Here is a 15,252-nt window from a genome sequence, read left to right on the forward strand (position 1 = left end):
CTCGCCGCGGCCGAACTCCCGGGATTTCCCGTTCGGAAACGGCTTCCTCGACCGTCTGCTGCGCTGAAAACGCCTGGAAGCAGCCGACTACGCCTCGAAGCAGCTGACTACGCCTCGAAGTAGTGGCCTTCGTCGAGGTCGGCCAGGAGGCCGGGCCCCTGCGGCTCCCAGCCGAGGAGCCCACGGGTCCGCGCGCTGGACGACGGGCAGTCGACGCCGGCGAACCGGCCGAGCCAGCCGAAGTGGTCCTGGGCCCCTTCGGCGGGCACGCTGACGGCGGGCACCTCCAGATGCCGTCCGATGACCGCGGCGATGTCCCGGAAGGGCACCCCTTCCTCGTCGGTCGCGTGCAGCCGGGCGCCGGCCGGCGCGGACTCCAGGGCCAGCCGGTACAGCCGGGCCGCGTCCGAACGGTGCACGCCCGTCCAGCGGTTGGCGCCGTCGCCGATGTAGGCCGACACGCCCTTCGCCCGGGCGATCTCGATCAGGCGCGGGACGAAGCCCTGGTCGCCCCGGTCGTGCACGGAGGGGGCGAGCCGGACCAGGCAGGCCCGCACCCCGCGCTCGGCCAGCGCGAGCGTGGCCTCCTCGGACGCGGCCCGGTGGCTGCCCGGGGCGGGCCCGTGCTCCTCGGTGATCACACCGTCCGCCCTGGCGATCCCGGTGCCGGAGGTGACCAGGAAGGGTTTGCCGGAGCCGGCCAGGGCGGCGCCGATCGCCTCGATGGCGCGCAGGTCGGTGGCGCCCGCTGCGTAGATGTCGGTGAAGTCGTGGATGAAGGCCAGGTGGATCACGCCGTCGGCCGCGGCCGCGGCGCGGGCCAGCCCCTCGGGGTCGTCCAGGCTGCCGCGGCACGCCTCGGCACCGGCCGACTTCAGCGAGGCCTCCGCCTCGTCCGAGCGGGCCAGGCCGACGACCTCGTGCCCGGCAGCGATGAGTTCGGGAACCACGGCGGATCCGACGAACCCCGTGGCACCGGTGACAAAAACACGCATGTCGACCGCTCCTCGAATGCTGGGGGAAATGCCTTCATCGTTGCTCCGGGGCCACCTCCAGGTCCAAAACCTGTTTCGCATGACGCAATGCGAAACAGGCATCACCACAGGTCGAAGCCGCTTCAGCCCCCAGGAAGCGCGGGGTCGGCAGTACGCTTGAGGCATGACCGACTCGGCCGCCCACGTGGACCTCGACCTTCGGCTGGTGCGGTACTTCACGGTCGTCGCCGAGCACCGGCACTTCGGCCGCGCCGCGACCGCCCTGCACATCGCCCAGCCGTCCCTGAGCCGTCAAGTGCAGCGGCTGGAGCAGCAGTTGGGTGCCCGGCTGTTCGACCGCAGCCCGCAGGGCACCCGGCTCACCGAGGCCGGAGAGGCCTTCCTGCCGCGTGCCAGGGCGCTGTTGCGCGCCGCGGCCCAGGCCGCCGCCGTCGCCCGGGCCGCCGCCGAGCCCAGCCGGATCACCGTCGGCTTCACCACCGGCGTCTTCGTCACCCCGGCGGTGCGCGACCTGCGGCGCAGGTTCCCCGAGGCCGATGTGCGGACCGCGCATCTGCGCTGGAACGAGGCGCGGGACGCGCTGCTCGGCCACCGCGTGGACGCGCTCGTGGCCCGGCTGCCGTTCGTCACCGAGGGCCTGCGGGTGACGGTCCTCTACGACGAACCGCGCGTCCTGGTCGTCCCACTCGACCACCGGCTGGCGGGCAAGGAGTCGGTCACCGTGGACGACATCGCGGACGAGCCGCTCCCCCGGGTGCCGGACCGGCTCTGGGACGCGTTCTGGCGCATCGACCCCCGGCCCGACGGCAGCCCGGCCCCGGACGGCCCTTACATCGACGACATCGAGGACAAGTTCGAACTCGTCGCCTCCGGGCAGGCGGTGGCGATCGCGGCGGGCGTCCCCGGCATCCGCATCCGCCCCGGCCTCACCTCGATCCCGCTGCACGGCGTCGAACCGAGCCATGTCGCGCTGGCGACCCGCGCGGGCGACAACGGCCGCCTGCTCGCGGCGTTCCGCAGGTGCGCTGAGGCGCTGCTGACCGGCCCCCAGGCCGTCGAGTGACTCAGGTGCCGGGCGTCAGCTGTTCCTGTACGAGGGGGCCGTAGCGGTCGGCGATGACGTCGATGTCGGTCTCGCGCAGGTGCGGACCGCGTGCGATGCCGTACATCGCGCCGAGCCCGAGGAGGCCGGCGACGGCGAGTTCGGCGCGCAGACCGGCGTCGGGGCCGGTGAGCCGGGCGGCGAGGCGTTCGGTCACCTGGGAGCGGAAGTTCGCGCGCAGGATCTCGCCGTGGTCGCCCTGCAGGGGCGCGAAGGCGATGCGCACCAGCGGGTCGGCACCGCGCTCGCGCTGGCTGGCCAGCACATGGCGGACCATGTGGCGGCCCAGCTCCGCCAGAGGCGCGTCGAGCAGGTCGTCCGCGTCGGTGTCGAAGGACATGACCCGGGCGAAGAGGGCGTCCTTGTTGCCGAAGTACTTCAGGATCAACGGCGGGCTGACACCGGCCCGTTCGGCGACGGCCTTCAGGGTGATGTCGGCGTGCGCGCGCCGGGCCAGCAGGTAACGGGCGGCCTTGAGGATGACCGCCTTGGTGGCCTCGGCGTCGCGACGTGCGGGGGCTTCGGGGGCGGGCGCTCGGGGGCCGGATGGAGTGCTCACGGCACTCATGCTCCCTCCATCGCCTCGTCTCGCGTGCCCCGGGCTGCTCCTCCGGCGCGCCGGGTGTCGCCGCAGGGCCCGTCGCCCGGGATGGACAGGGCCGCGGCGCAGGCGGCGAGGGCGATGGCGCCGGCCATCGCGAACGCCAGCAGATAGCCGTGCAGTGTGGGCACCGGAACGCCGCCGACGGGGCTGCTGTGGTGGACGAGGACGGCGGCGACGGCGGCACTGGAGACGGCTTGGCCGATGGTGCGCATGAGGACGTTGACGCCGTTGGCGGAGGCGGTCTGGGTGGCCGGGACGGCCCGCAGGATCAGGGTCGGGAGTGCGGAGTAGGCGAGGGTGGTGCCGGTCGCCACCACCGTGGCACCGAGGATGATCATCCACAGGTCGCGGCTGTCGGCGATGCGGACCGCGTAGCCGCAGGCGATGACGGCGGCGCCGAGGGCGAGGGTGACGCGCGGGCCGCGCGCGGCGGAGATGCGGGCGGACAGGGGCGAGAAGAGCAGCATGGTGACGCCGCCGGGCAGCAGGCACAGGCCGGTGGCGACGATGGACAGCCCGAGGCCGTAGCCGGTGGCCTTCGGGGCCTGCACCAGCTGGGCGGTCACGAGCGAGTTGGCGTAGAAGGCGAAGCCGGTCAGCAGGGCCGCCACATGGGACAGGCCCACCCGCGGCCGGGTGACCAGGCGCAGGTCGACCAGGGGCCGCTCGGCGCGCAGCTGTTGCCACCACCACAGGGTGAGGACGGCGGCGGCCGCGACGAACAGCCCGAGGATCCGGGGGCTGTCCCAGCCCCACTGGCCGCCCTGGGAGACGCCCAGCAGCAGGCACACCAGTCCGGCGGCCAGGCCCAGCGCGCCGAGGACGTCGAAGCGGCCGGGTTCGCGCACCGGCGACTCCCTGACCGCCCACCAGGTGGCCGCCACACCGAGTGCGCCCAGGGCGCTGGTCAGCCAGAACATGGTGTGCCAGTCGGCGTACTGGACGACCAGCGCGGCGAGCGGCAGGCCTAGGGCGGCGCCGATGCCGACCGTGGAGCTCATCAGCGCCACCGCCGAGCCCCGGCGCTCCGGCGGGAGTTCGTCGCGCAGGATGCTGATCGAGAGCGGGACGACGGAGGCGGCGGCGCCCTGGAGGGCGCGGGCCGTGATGAGCACGCCGATGTCGGAGGACAAGGCGCACATCACCGAGCCGGCGGTCATCAGGCCGAGCGCGGCGGTGAGCACCCGGCGCTTGCCGTACATGTCGCCGGCCCGGCCGAGCACGGGGGTGAGCACCGCCCCGGACAGCAGGGTCGCGGTGACCATCCAGGAGACGGTGGCCGCCGAGGCGTGGGTCAGCCGTGGCAGGTCGGGCAGAAGCGGTACGACCACGGTCTGCATGACGGCCATGAGGATGCCGCCCGACGCGAGCACCGGGATGGTGAGGCGGTCCCGCAGCCGGGGCACCGCGGTGGACGTGCCGGGCGGCTGAGGTATCGGGGCAGGGTGGCCCATGGGCGCTCCTGGTGAACGTCTCGGACTGCTCGGTGAATAGCAATTCACCTTAGCGAGTGAATGGCCATTCACCCAAGATTTTGACCCCGCACTCCGCCCGCCCGTCAGGCGCCCCACCGGGCGGACGACCTTCACGCATACGCCCCTGACGATGACCCATCGTGACCGAAGGGCACCGCAGGGCAGCAGAGCCGCAGAGGTGCGGCCCGGCTTCCGGATCGCGCCAGTCTGGCGCGGTGACCCGCACCACTCGGGCGCATGGCGGACGAGAAGGATCACCGGATTCCTGGGTGCCTCGGCAAGGAATTCCCCGTTCCGCGACAGAAGAGCCCATCGGCGCAGCAAGATCATCTTGATTCAATCTTCTACGACATGTGGTTAATTGTCCGGATCACAGCCAACCGGTTCCGGGCGATTTCTTCCCCTCCGGGACGGCCCGGTAGGCATGCGGAGTCACCACTCGAACTCCCCCACAGGAGGACACGCATGCCCGAAATCACCCGGCGCCGCGCGCTCACCGCGGCGGCCGCCCTGGCCGCCACGGCCTCGGCGGTCACGCTCGTCGCACCCGGCGCGTCGGCCGCCGAACACACGCACGGCGCACCGGATTCCTTCGACGAGGTCTACAAGGGCCGCCGGATACAGGGCCGTCCGTCCAGCATGGGCGGTCACCACCACGAACACGGCGGTGGTTACTCCGTGTTCGTCGACGGGGTGGAGCTGCACATGATGCGGAACGCGGACGGCAGCTGGATCAGCGTCGTCAGCCACTACGACCCGGTGCCCACGCCGCGCGCCGCCGCCCGTGCCGCGGTGGACGAGCTGCAGGGCGCCCCGCTGCTGCCGTTCCCCGCCAACTGACCGCCCCCGCAAGGACATCCGGAGCACCACGCACATGACCGTTCGCAAGAACCAGGCCACTCTGACCGCCGACGAGAAGCGCCGGTTCGTAGGCGCCGTCCTCGAACTCAAGCGCAACGGGCGCTACGACGAGTTCGTCCGCACGCACAACGGCTTCATCATGTCCGACACCGACGGCGGCGAGCGGACCGGCCACCGCTCCCCGTCCTTCCTGCCCTGGCACCGCAGATTCCTGCTCGACTTCGAGCAGGCGCTGCAGGCGGTCGACTCCTCCGTGGCCCTGCCGTACTGGGACTGGAGCACCGACCGCACGGTGCGCGCCTCGCTGTGGGCGCCGGACTTCCTCGGCGGTACCGGGCGCAGCAGCGACGGCCGGGTGATGGACGGCCCGTTCGCCGGGTCCACCGGCAACTGGCCGCTAAGCGTCCGCGTGGACGGCCGTACGTTCCTGCGCCGCTCGCTCGGTACGGGCGTGCGCGAGCTGCCGACGCGCGCGGAGGTGGAGTCCGTGCTGGCCATGTCGACGTACGACATGGCACCGTACAACAGTTCCTCCGACGGCTTCCGCAACAACCTCGAGGGCTGGCGCGGGGTCAATCTGCACAACCGGGTCCATGTGTGGGTCGGCGGGCAGATGGCCACCGGGGTCTCCCCCAACGACCCGGTGTTCTGGCTGCACCACGCCTACGTCGACAAGCTGTGGGCCGAGTGGCAGCGCCGGCACCCGGACGCCGGTTACGTGCCGACCGGTGGGACGCCCGACGTCGTCGACCTGAACGACACGATGAAGCCGTGGAACAACGTGCGGCCGTCGGACCTGCTGGACCACACGAAGTTCTACACCTTCGACAGCTGATCAGGCCTCGGCGGTCCGGCACTCCGGGTGGCCCCAGCCCTGCGCGTTCTTGGCGATGGACTCGCCGGCCGCGTAGCCGCGGCCGCACAGGCAGCGGCCGGGGAACTTCGCCTTGATCGTGCGCGAGGACGCTGCCGCGCCGGTCCGGCGGGGCGCCTTGCGGCGCGGGACGGCCGCCTTGGGCGTGTCGGGCGACGGCGGCGGCTCCGGGGAGCCGAGGGCGCTGCCGGCCTCTTCCTGGACGGAGGCGGCCTGGCTGGCAGCGCGGTCGGCGAAGTCGTTCAGCGGGTCGCCGTCGACCTGGTGGGCGGGGACGTAGCGGAACTCGACGGAGCGGCCGTCGAGCAGCTCGTCGATGCGGACCACCAGCTCCTGGTTGGCGACCGGCTTGCCAGCGGCCGTCTTCCAGCCGTTGCGCTTCCAGCCGGGCAGCCAGGTGGTGACCGCCTTCATCGCGTACTGGGAGTCCATGCGGATCTCCAGCGCCACGTCCGGGTCGACGGCCGCCAGCAGGCGCTCCAGCGCGGTCAGTTCGGCGACGTTGTTCGTGGCCCGGCCGAGCGGGCCCGCCTCCCAGCGGGCGGGGGTCCGCTCGTCGTCCGAGACCACCCATGCCCATCCGGCCGGTCCGGGGTTTCCCTTCGAAGCCCCGTCGCACGCGGCCACCACACGTTCACGCATACGGTCGATCATGCCATGGCCGCGCCGGCCACCGCTCCGGGCCTGGTCAGACGTCCTGGAAGCTGGGCCTGTCGCCCTCGGTGGTCGTGGCGTCGATCACGGAGAAGTTCGCGCCCTGCGGATCGCTGAGCGCCGCGAACCGGCCGAAGGGGCTGCTCATGGGCCCGAAGCGCAGAACACCGCCGAGCTTGGTGGCCCGGGCCACGGCCGCGTCGCAGTCGTCGACGCCGAAGTACACGTTGATGTACGACGGGATCTCGGGCGGGAACTCGTCGGTCATCCGCATCCGGCCCAGGACCGTGTCGTCGCCGAGGTTGAAGACACGGAAGTCGACCCCGTCGTCCTCCAACTGCTTCGCCGCGTAAGGGAAGACGGCCGTGAGGAACGTGTCCGTCCTGTCGGGCTCGCGGGTGAAGACCTCGGCCCAGCTGTAGGCGCCGGGCACCGCCGTCGCCTCGAAGCCCTCGTGGACGCCCGCCTGCCACACGCCGAACACGGCACCGCTGGGCTCAAGGGCCAGGCACATCGTGCCGAACTCGCCGACCTGCATCGGCTCCATCAGCACCTCGCCACCGTTCTCGCGGATCTTGGCCGCGGTGGCGGCGGCGTCCGGCGACGCGAAGTACAGACACCACTGCGACTGCCCCTCCTGACCGGGCATCGGCGGTACGACGGCGGCCACCGCCTTGCCGTTCGCATAGGCCTGTGTGTAGTTGCCGTACTCCGACGACGCCTCGCCGAAAGTCCAGCCGAGGACCTCGCCGTAGAAGCTCTTGGCGCCCTCGACGTCGCTGAACATCGCGTCGGCCCAACAGGGCGTTCCTTCAGGTTGCACGGCCATGGTCGGGACCCTCTCCGGTGAGACGGATTGTCCGGATTCTCACGCTAGCCATCCCTCGGTCGGCCCGCGCGCCGAACAGGTGAAACTGCCCGACACTGGACGAGGGGGACGAAGGAGACGGCGGGCTTCGACGGGACGGGGCGCGGCATGTCGGAGTTGATGGCGACGGCAGGGACGACACGGGCGTGGTCGGTGACGCGGCCCGGGCCGGTGGAGGAGGATCCCCTCCGGCTCGTCGAGCGGCCGGTGCCCGTGCCCGGGGACGACGAGCTCCTGGTCCATGTGCGCGTCTGCGGAGTGTGCCGCACCGATCTGCACGTCACCGAGGGGGACCTGCCGGTGCGCCGACCCGGGGTGACCCCCGGGCACGAGGTGGTGGGCGTGGTCGCCGGGTTCGGTGCGGGCGTCGAGGGTTTCGCCGTGGGCGACCGGGTGGGCGTGGCCTGGCTGCGGCACACCGACGGCGCGTGCGCGTACTGCCTGCGGGGCGCCGAGAACCTGTGCCCGCGGTCCCGGTACACGGGGTGGGACGCCGACGGCGGTTACGCCGAGTACACGACCGTGCCGGCCGACTTCGCCTACCGGCTGCCGGACGCGCTGGACGACGTGGCACTGGCGCCGCTGCTGTGCGCCGGGATCATCGGCTACCGCGCGCTGCGACGCGCCTCGCTGCCGCCGCGCGGCCGGCTCGGGCTGTACGGGTTCGGGGGCAGTGCCCACCTGTGCGCGCAGGTGGCGGTCGCCGAGGGCGCCACCGTGCACGTCCTGACGCGCGGTGCGGCCGCCCGGCAGCTGGCCCTCGAGCTGGGCGCCGCCTCGGCACGCGACGCCTACGACGTGCCGCCCGAACCCCTGGACAGCGCGATCCTGTTCGCCCCGGTCGGCGACCTGGTCCCGGTCGCGCTGCGGGCGCTCGACCGGGGCGGGATCCTGTCCGTGGCGGGCATCCACCTCAGCGACGTACCGCCGCTGCACTACGAGACCGACCTCTTCTACGAGAAGGAACTGCGCAGCGTCACCTCCAACACACGCGCGGACGGCCGCGAGTTCCTGGAGAAGGCCGCGCTGCACGGGGTCCGCGCGACGACACACACGTACCCGCTGTCGCGGGCGCCACAGGCCCTGAAGGACCTCAAGGCCGGCCGCTTCGACGGGGCGGCGGTGCTGGTGAACGACCTCTCCTGAGCGTAAACGCAAGGATTCACCGCGTGCGGGTGCAGGGTTCCGGCGCATGATCACGAACGCCGCCCGCCCACGTTCTCGACGGCGGGTTTGCACCCCTTGTTGATCAAAAGCGCCCCTTTCACGCTGTACCCGAAGATCACGCGTCCTGTTTGGCTGGTCGGAGCGCACCGGCACCCCGCGCACCACCGACCCATCCCCATCACCCCCGTTCGCCTCTCCGCAGGAGGGAATGTGTCCACTCCGGACATCGCCACCGGTTCCGCAGTCGACGAACCCGATCCCGGGCCCCTGACCGACGGGCAGCTCACCAGCCTGAGCACGCGGGCGGCCCGCAACCTCGCCACCACGACCAAGTCCGAACCGCAGATGCAGGCCATCACCTCGCGATGGCTGCTGAAGACCCTGCCGTGGGTGGACGTCAAGGGGGGCACGTACCGGGTCAACCGCCGTCTGCAGCTGCGTACCGGGCGCGGGCGCGTGCACTTCGAGCAGAACGGCGCCGACGACATCCGGGTGATCCCCGAGACGCTGACCGAACTGCCGATCCTGCGCGGCTACCCCGACCTGGACGTGCTGCGGGACATGGCCACCCGCTTCCAGTCCCGGGAGGTGCGCCCGGGCCAGCTGCTGTTCGAGGCCGGGCAGCCGGTCACGGAGGCGTATCTGGTGGTGCACGGCCGGTTCACCCGGTTCGCAGCCGGCAAGTACGGCGAGGAGGAGATCGTCGGGGTCGTCACCGACGGCGACCAGCTGGGCGACGAGGCGGTCGGCCAGTGCGACCCGCTCTGGCTCACCTCGGTGCGGGCGGAGACGGCGGGCGTCGTGCTGGCGCTGCCCTGGGGTGTCGTCCGGGAGTTCACCGAGCGGGTGCCGTCCCTGGCCGCCCATCTCCACGCGTACGTGGAGCGGCAGAGCAAGCCGATGAACCGCAAGGGCGAGGCGGAGGTCCCGGTGCAGGCCGGCCACGTCGGCGAGCAGACCCTCCCCGGCGGCTTCGTGGACTACGAACTCGCCCCCCGCGAATACGAGTTGTCGCTCACCCAGACCGTGCTGCGGGTGCACACCAGGGTCGCCGACCTCTACAACAGCCCGATGGACCAGACCCAGCAGCAGCTGCGCCTCACGGTCGAGGAGATCCGTGAGCGCCAGGAGTGGGAACTGGTCAACAACCGGGAGTTCGGGCTGCTGCACAACATCGACTACGGCCAGCGGATCAGCGCGTTCACCGGGCCGCCGACGCCCGACGACATGGACGAGCTGCTCTCCATGCGCCGCAAGACCAAGGTGTTCCTGGCCCATCCGAAGGCGATCGCGGCCTTCTTCCGACAGTGCAACCGGCGCGGTCTGATGCCCGGTTCCACGAACATCGACGGGCACGAGATCCCGGCCTGGCGCGGTGTCCCGATCTATCCGTGCAGCAAGATCCCGATCAGCGACGACCACACCAGCAGCATCATCGCGCTGCGCACCGGCGAGGCCGACCAGGGCGTCATCGGCCTCTACCAGACCGGAATCCCGGAGGAGTTCCAGCCGGGCCTGAACGTCCGCTTCATGGGTATCGACACCGCCGCGATCATCAACTACCTCGTCACCGCCTACTACTCGCTGGCCATCCTGGTCCCCGACGCCGCGGGGATCCTGGAGAACGTCCAGCTCGGCCGGACCGCCGACTGACGGCCTGGAGCACGCCATGAGCACACCCGCCCACTCCTACGCACTCCCCGGGCCGCCGAACATCGCCCAGAGCATGCGCCGGCCGCGGCGCACCGGGGTGATCCCCGGACTGCACCACCAGCCCGCCGTTCCCGCCGATCCGGAGAAGGCCGCCGAGATCGACCGCCGGCTCGAGGCCTGGGCCCGTGAGCTGGATCTGTTTCCCGAGGCCTGGACCGGGGACTTCTCGGACTTCCAGTTCGGCCGGGCCGTCGTACTCCAGCATCCGGGCGCCCTCGACCTGGACCGCCTCACCGCCGCGGGCAAGCTGCTGCTCGCCGAGAACATCGTCGACTCCTGCTACTGCGAGGAGGACGAGGGCCGGGGCGGATCGCGGCGCGGTCTGGGCGGCCCGCTGATCATCGCCCAGTCGGCGCTCGACCCCTTCCACGGCATCCCGGAGTTGGAGGAGGAGTGGCGCGAGGGCATCCGGGCCGACGGTCCGCTGCGCTCGTACCACTTCGCCCTCGCGGACTACGCGGCCATCGCCACGCCCAGCCAGACCGACCGGTTCGTGCACGACATGGCCCGGCTGCACTTGGGCTACCTGGGCGAGGCCGCCTGGATGGAGGCCAAGTACGTGCCGCGGGTCTGGGAGTACCTGGTGATGCGGCAGTTCAACAACTTCCGCCCCTGTCTGTCGCTCGTCGACGCGGTGGACGGCTACGAACTGCCCGAGCAGGTCTACGCCCGGCCCGAGATCCAGCGGATCACCGCCCTCGCGTGCAACGCCACCACGATCGTCAACGACCTGTACTCCTTCACCAAGGAGCTGGCGAGCGATCCGGACCACCTCAATCTGCCCCAGGTGGTCGCCGCCAACGACCGGCGCGGCCTGAAGGCGGCCTACCTGAAGTCCGTCGAGATCCACAACCGGATCATGGAGGCCTTCGAGGCGGAGTCCGCCCTCCTGTCCGCCGCCTCGCCCCTCGTCGAGCGCTACGCCCAGGGGCTGTCCGCCTGGGTCGCCGGCAACCACGAGTGGCACTCCACCAACACCAGCCGCTACCACCTGCCCGACTACTGGTAACCCCCACAAAGCTCTCTGAAACACCGTCAGACGCACTTCGAGGAGTAACTGTTGACCACCGCCCCTGTCGCCCGGAAGACCCCCACGTCAGCTCCGGTGCCGACCCAGTCCACGTACCAGACCCGCGTCGCGGACTACTGGAACGCCGAGGAGAACCCGGTCAACCTCGAACTCGGAAAGATCGACGACCTGTACCACCACCACTACGGCATCGGGGACGCCGACTGGTCGGTACTCGACGAGCCCGACCCGGACCTGCGCAAGAAGCGGGTCACCGGCGAACTGCACCGTCTGGAGCACGCCCAGGCCGAGCTGCTGGCCGGCCACCTCGGCCCGCTCACCCCCGCCGACCGCGTCTTCGACGCCGGCTGCGGCCGGGGCGGCGGCAGCGTCGTGGCCAACCTGCGCCACGGCTGCCACTCCGACGGTGTCACGATCTCCGCCAAGCAGGCCGACTTCGCCAACGAGATGGCCCGCAAGCGGGGCATCGACGGCAAGGTGCGCTACCACCACCGCAACATGCTCGACACCGGCTTCGAGTCGGGCACGTACGCCGCGTCGTGGAACAACGAGTCCACCATGTACGTCGAGCTGGACCTGCTGTTCGCCGAGCACGCCCGGCTGCTGCGCCGCGGCGGACGGTACGTGGTGATCACCGGCTGCTACAACGACACCTACGGGCAGGCCTCGCGCGAGGTGTCCCTGATCAACGCGCACTACATCTGCGACATCCACCCGAGGTCGGAGTACTTCCGCGCGATGGCCCGCAACCGGCTGGTGCCGGTGCACGTGGAGGATCTGACGCAGGCCACCATCCCTTACTGGGAACTGCGCAAGGAGGCGGACCACCTGGTCACGGGCATCGAGGACAGCTTCCTGTCCGCATACCGCAACGGCAGCTTCCAGTACCTGCTGATCGTGGCCGACCGGGTCTGATCGCAGCAGGCCCACGGGCAAGGGGGGCGGTGTCCGACGACGCCGCCCCCCTTGGTATTTCGGTCGACAGGGGGCGTTCCGGGTCGTTGGATGGGGGCCCATGTGTGCGATGAAGATGCGCGAGGACGAGGTCGAGATCGACGCTGCGCTGGTCCGGCAGTTGATCGTCCGGCAGTTCCCTGCCTGGGCGTCGCTGCCCGTACGGCGTCTGGAGTCCTCCGGTACCGACAACGCGATGCTCCGCCTCGGGACGGAGCTGGTGGTGCGGCTGCCCCGGTATCCCGGCGCCGTGGCCGACGTGGCGCACGAGCAGCGCTGGCTTCCCGTCCTCGGGTCGCGCGTTCCGGTGGCCACGCCCGAGCCGGTGGGGCTCGGCGAGCCTGACGAGGGCTTTCCGTGGCCCTGGTCGGTGTACCGCTGGCTGGACGGGCGCAACCCGGTCGCGGGGGCCGTCGAGGCGCCCGAGCGGCTGGCCGAGGATCTCGGGGCGTTCGTGGCCGCGCTGCGCCGGACCGACCTGGAGGAAGGGCCGCCCGCCCACCGGGGCGTCCCGCTGGCGACCCGCGACGAGCCGACCCGTGCGGCCCTTGAGCAGCTCACCGGCAGGATCGACACGGACAGGGTGACTTCCCTGTGGGAGCGTGCGCTGGCCGCCCCGGCACACGACGGGCCGCCGGCCTGGATGCACGGCGATCTGTCCCCCGGGAACGTCCTGGTGGCGGGCGGACGGCTGAGCGCGGTGATCGACTTCGGCTGTGCCGGTGTCGGCGATCCCGCCGTGGACCTGATCGTGGCCTGGAACCTGCTGCCCGCGACCGCCCGCGACACCTTTCGCAAGACCGTGGGTGCCGACGACGCCGAGTGGGCGCGCGGGCGGGGCTGGGCGCTGTCGATCTCGCTGATCCAGCTGCCGTACTACTGGCACACCAACCCGGCGCTCGCGGAGAACTCCCGGCATGTGATCGCCGAGATCCTCGCCGAGGCCGGATAGCGGCCCAGCCCGCCGTGGGACGGCCTATTCGCCCGCGTACGCCTTGTCCAGCTCCGCGATGTCGAGCTTGCCCATGCTCAGCATGGCGCGGCTGGTGCGGGTCGCCTTCTCCGGGTCCGGGTCGCCGATCATGTCGATCAGCCGGTCCGGGACGACCTGCCAGGAGACGCCGTAGCGGTCCTTGAGCCAGCCGCAGGGCCCGCCCTCGCCACCGTTCTCGGTGAGCCGGCTCCAGTAGTAGTCGATCTCCTGCTGGTCGGAGCAGAAGATCTGGAACGAGATCGCCTCGTTGAACTTGAACTGGGGGCCGCCGTTGAGCGCGACGAACTTGTGGCCGTTGGCCGTGAACTCCACGGCCACCACGGAACCGGCCGGTCCGGGACCAGCCTCGGTGAAGCGGCCGACGCGGCCGACGCTGGAGTTCTTGAAGATCGACACGTAGTAGTCGGCGGCCTCCTCGGCCTGGCCGTCGAACCAGAGACACGTGGTGAATCCGTCGGTGGTCATGCGCACCTCCTGGAGCGTGGAACACAGTCATGTGTATCGACCGGTCCACACCCCGAAACTCATCGGCCGGCCACCGACCGGCTTCCCTGGGGCAGGACCCGCCGGGGCACTGGTGCCCCGGCAGGCGACGTTCGCCCGTCAAGGAGCGGTGTCCGGTGCGTGCTCTCGGCGTGCCGGCCGGAAGTCCTCGTACTGGGCGTACTTGGGCTTTCGGCCGGTGCGGCGAGAGTGCGTGCCGGGCGTGGCGACGGGGCGAACGTTGCCTGCCGGGGCACTAGCATCCGGGCCATGACGTCTGCGTCCGCCGAGACCATCCGGCCGTTTCGACTGTCGGTCCCGCAGAGCGATCTGGACGACCTGTACAACCGCCTCGACCGCACCCGCTGGCCGGCCGAGTTGCCGGGGGCGGGCTGGGAGTACGGCGTTCCCGGCGGCTACCTGCGGGATCTGGCCCGGTACTGGCGGCACGAGTACGACTGGCGGGCCGCCGAGGCACGGCTGAACGAATGGCCGCAGTTCACCACCACCGTGGACGGGGCGCATGTCCACTTCGCCCATGTGCGCTCCCCGGAGCCGGACGCGACCCCGCTGATCCTGACCCACGGCTGGCCCGGGTCGATCGTCGAGTTCCTGGACGTCGTCGGGCCGCTCACCGACCCGGTGGCGCACGGCGGCGAGGCCGCCGACGCGTTCCATGTCGTCGTGCCGGGCCTCCCGGGCTTCGGTCTCTCCGGGCCGACCGCGCAGCCCGGCTGGGAGGCGGCCCGGGTCGCCGACGCCTGGGCGGAGCTGATGCGGCGGCTCGGCTACCAGCGCTTCGGCGCGCACGGCGGCGACTGGGGCGCGGTCGTCTCCCGCGAGCTGGGCCGCGCCCGTCCCGACCGGGTGATCGGCGTCCACCTCACCCTGCTGCCGGGCGCCCAGGCCGCCACCGAGCCCGGCGAGGAGGAGCTGAGCGGGCTCGGGGCGCGGGAACGGGAGCAAACCCTCGCCTCGTGGCGACGGTGGGCGGACTGGTCGCGCGAGGGCACGGGATACGCCGTCCTGCAGTCCACCCGGCCGCACACCCTCGCGTACGCGCTGACGGACTCGCCGGTCGGTCAACTCGCCTGGATCGTCGAGAAGTTCCGGGAGTGGACCGACTCCGAGGAGGTGCCGGAGGAGGCCGTCGACCGGGACCGGCTGCTGACGAACGTCATACTGTACTGGCTGACCGGCACGGCCGGTTCGTCCGCGCGCATCTACTACGAACGGGCCCACGCAAGCGGCCGGACCACCCGGCCCGCCGAGCCGTCCACGGTGCCGACGGCCCTCGCCCTGTTCCCGGCCGAGCCCCAGATCCCGCTGCGCCACAAGGCGGAACGGACCGAGAACATCGTGCGCTGGACGGAGTTCGACCGGGGCGGGCACTTCGCGGCCCTGGAGGAACCGGACCTGCTCACCGCCGACCTCCGGGCCTTCTTCCGGCCGCTGCGCGAGAAGGGCCTGGGCTGAAC

The 15,252-nt window shown here is 71.4% G+C and carries 15 protein-coding genes; 9 read left to right on the forward strand and 6 right to left on the reverse strand.

The features are described from left to right. Positions 1-107 precede the first annotated feature (107 nt). The gene (locus ACWC5O_RS17500; RefSeq protein ID WP_450587530.1) at positions 108-995 is read right to left on the reverse strand and encodes an SDR family oxidoreductase; all 888 of its coding nucleotides are present in this window, start codon (positions 993-995) and stop codon (positions 108-110) included. 163 nt (positions 996-1,158) lie between these two features. Between ACWC5O_RS17500 and ACWC5O_RS17505 the strand changes: the two genes are divergently transcribed. Beyond that, the gene (locus ACWC5O_RS17505; RefSeq protein ID WP_450587532.1) at positions 1,159-2,058 is read left to right on the forward strand and encodes a LysR substrate-binding domain-containing protein; all 900 of its coding nucleotides are present in this window, start codon (positions 1,159-1,161) and stop codon (positions 2,056-2,058) included. 1 nt (position 2,059) lies between these two features. Here ACWC5O_RS17505 and ACWC5O_RS17510 read toward each other — a convergent pair whose 3' ends face one another. Then, positions 2,060-2,665 (reverse strand): TetR/AcrR family transcriptional regulator, encoded by a 606-nt coding sequence (locus ACWC5O_RS17510; protein WP_450587533.1) that lies wholly within the window; start codon positions 2,663-2,665, stop codon positions 2,060-2,062. Next, positions 2,662-4,155, reverse strand: coding sequence for an MFS transporter (locus ACWC5O_RS17515; RefSeq protein ID WP_450587535.1), 1,494 nt, complete (start codon positions 4,153-4,155; stop codon positions 2,662-2,664). Before ACWC5O_RS17515 ends, ACWC5O_RS17510 begins: the two co-directional genes overlap by 4 nt. Before the next feature lie 486 nt (positions 4,156-4,641). Here ACWC5O_RS17515 and melC1 point away from each other — a divergent pair, with 486 nt between their 5' ends. Beyond that, on the forward strand, positions 4,642-5,016 hold the full coding sequence (gene melC1, locus ACWC5O_RS17520; protein ID WP_450587537.1) for an apotyrosinase chaperone MelC1: 375 nt from the start codon (positions 4,642-4,644) through the stop codon (positions 5,014-5,016). Between the two features lie 34 nt (positions 5,017-5,050). Further along, on the forward strand, positions 5,051-5,872 hold the full coding sequence (gene melC2, locus ACWC5O_RS17525; RefSeq protein WP_450587538.1) for a tyrosinase MelC2: 822 nt from the start codon (positions 5,051-5,053) through the stop codon (positions 5,870-5,872). On the opposite strand, the gene ACWC5O_RS17530 is transcribed toward melC2, so the two are convergent. After that, positions 5,873-6,565: a ribonuclease H family protein gene (locus tag ACWC5O_RS17530; protein ID WP_450587540.1), complete on the reverse strand. Its 693-nt coding sequence runs from the start codon at positions 6,563-6,565 to the stop codon at positions 5,873-5,875. Positions 6,566-6,599: 34 nt separating this feature from the next. After that, on the reverse strand, positions 6,600-7,394 hold the full coding sequence (locus ACWC5O_RS17535; RefSeq protein ID WP_450587542.1) for a VOC family protein: 795 nt from the start codon (positions 7,392-7,394) through the stop codon (positions 6,600-6,602). Positions 7,395-7,541: 147 nt separating this feature from the next. Between ACWC5O_RS17535 and ACWC5O_RS17540 the strand changes: the two genes are divergently transcribed. From ACWC5O_RS17540 to ACWC5O_RS17560, 5 genes are all read left to right on the forward strand, one after another. Next, the gene (locus ACWC5O_RS17540; protein WP_450587544.1) at positions 7,542-8,579 is read left to right on the forward strand and encodes a zinc-binding alcohol dehydrogenase family protein; all 1,038 of its coding nucleotides are present in this window, start codon (positions 7,542-7,544) and stop codon (positions 8,577-8,579) included. Between the two features lie 231 nt (positions 8,580-8,810). Then, entirely contained in the window at positions 8,811-10,253 is a 1,443-nt protein-coding gene (locus tag ACWC5O_RS17545; RefSeq protein WP_450587546.1) for a family 2B encapsulin nanocompartment shell protein, read from the forward strand. Positions 10,254-10,269: 16 nt separating this feature from the next. Continuing rightward, positions 10,270-11,322 carry a family 2 encapsulin nanocompartment cargo protein terpene cyclase gene (locus ACWC5O_RS17550; protein WP_450587548.1) on the forward strand — a complete coding sequence of 351 codons (1,053 nt, stop codon included), beginning with the start codon at positions 10,270-10,272 and terminating at the stop codon, positions 11,320-11,322. Positions 11,323-11,373: 51 nt separating this feature from the next. Then, positions 11,374-12,258, forward strand: a complete 885-nt coding sequence (locus tag ACWC5O_RS17555; protein ID WP_450587550.1) for a geranyl diphosphate 2-C-methyltransferase — start codon at positions 11,374-11,376, stop codon at positions 12,256-12,258. A gap of 100 nt (positions 12,259-12,358) precedes the next feature. Further along, positions 12,359-13,249 carry an aminoglycoside phosphotransferase family protein gene (locus tag ACWC5O_RS17560; RefSeq protein ID WP_450587552.1) on the forward strand — a complete coding sequence of 297 codons (891 nt, stop codon included), beginning with the start codon at positions 12,359-12,361 and terminating at the stop codon, positions 13,247-13,249. A gap of 24 nt (positions 13,250-13,273) precedes the next feature. On the opposite strand, the gene ACWC5O_RS17565 is transcribed toward ACWC5O_RS17560, so the two are convergent. Continuing rightward, a complete protein-coding gene (locus ACWC5O_RS17565) occupies positions 13,274-13,756 on the reverse strand; it encodes a VOC family protein (protein ID WP_450587554.1) in 483 nt (160 codons plus the stop codon). A gap of 288 nt (positions 13,757-14,044) precedes the next feature. On the opposite strand from ACWC5O_RS17565, the gene ACWC5O_RS17570 reads away from it, so the two are divergent. Continuing rightward, positions 14,045-15,250, forward strand: coding sequence for an epoxide hydrolase family protein (locus tag ACWC5O_RS17570; protein WP_450587556.1), 1,206 nt, complete (start codon positions 14,045-14,047; stop codon positions 15,248-15,250). Positions 15,251-15,252 lie beyond the last annotated feature (2 nt).

Source organism: Streptomyces sp. NPDC001450, from assembly GCF_053597295.1.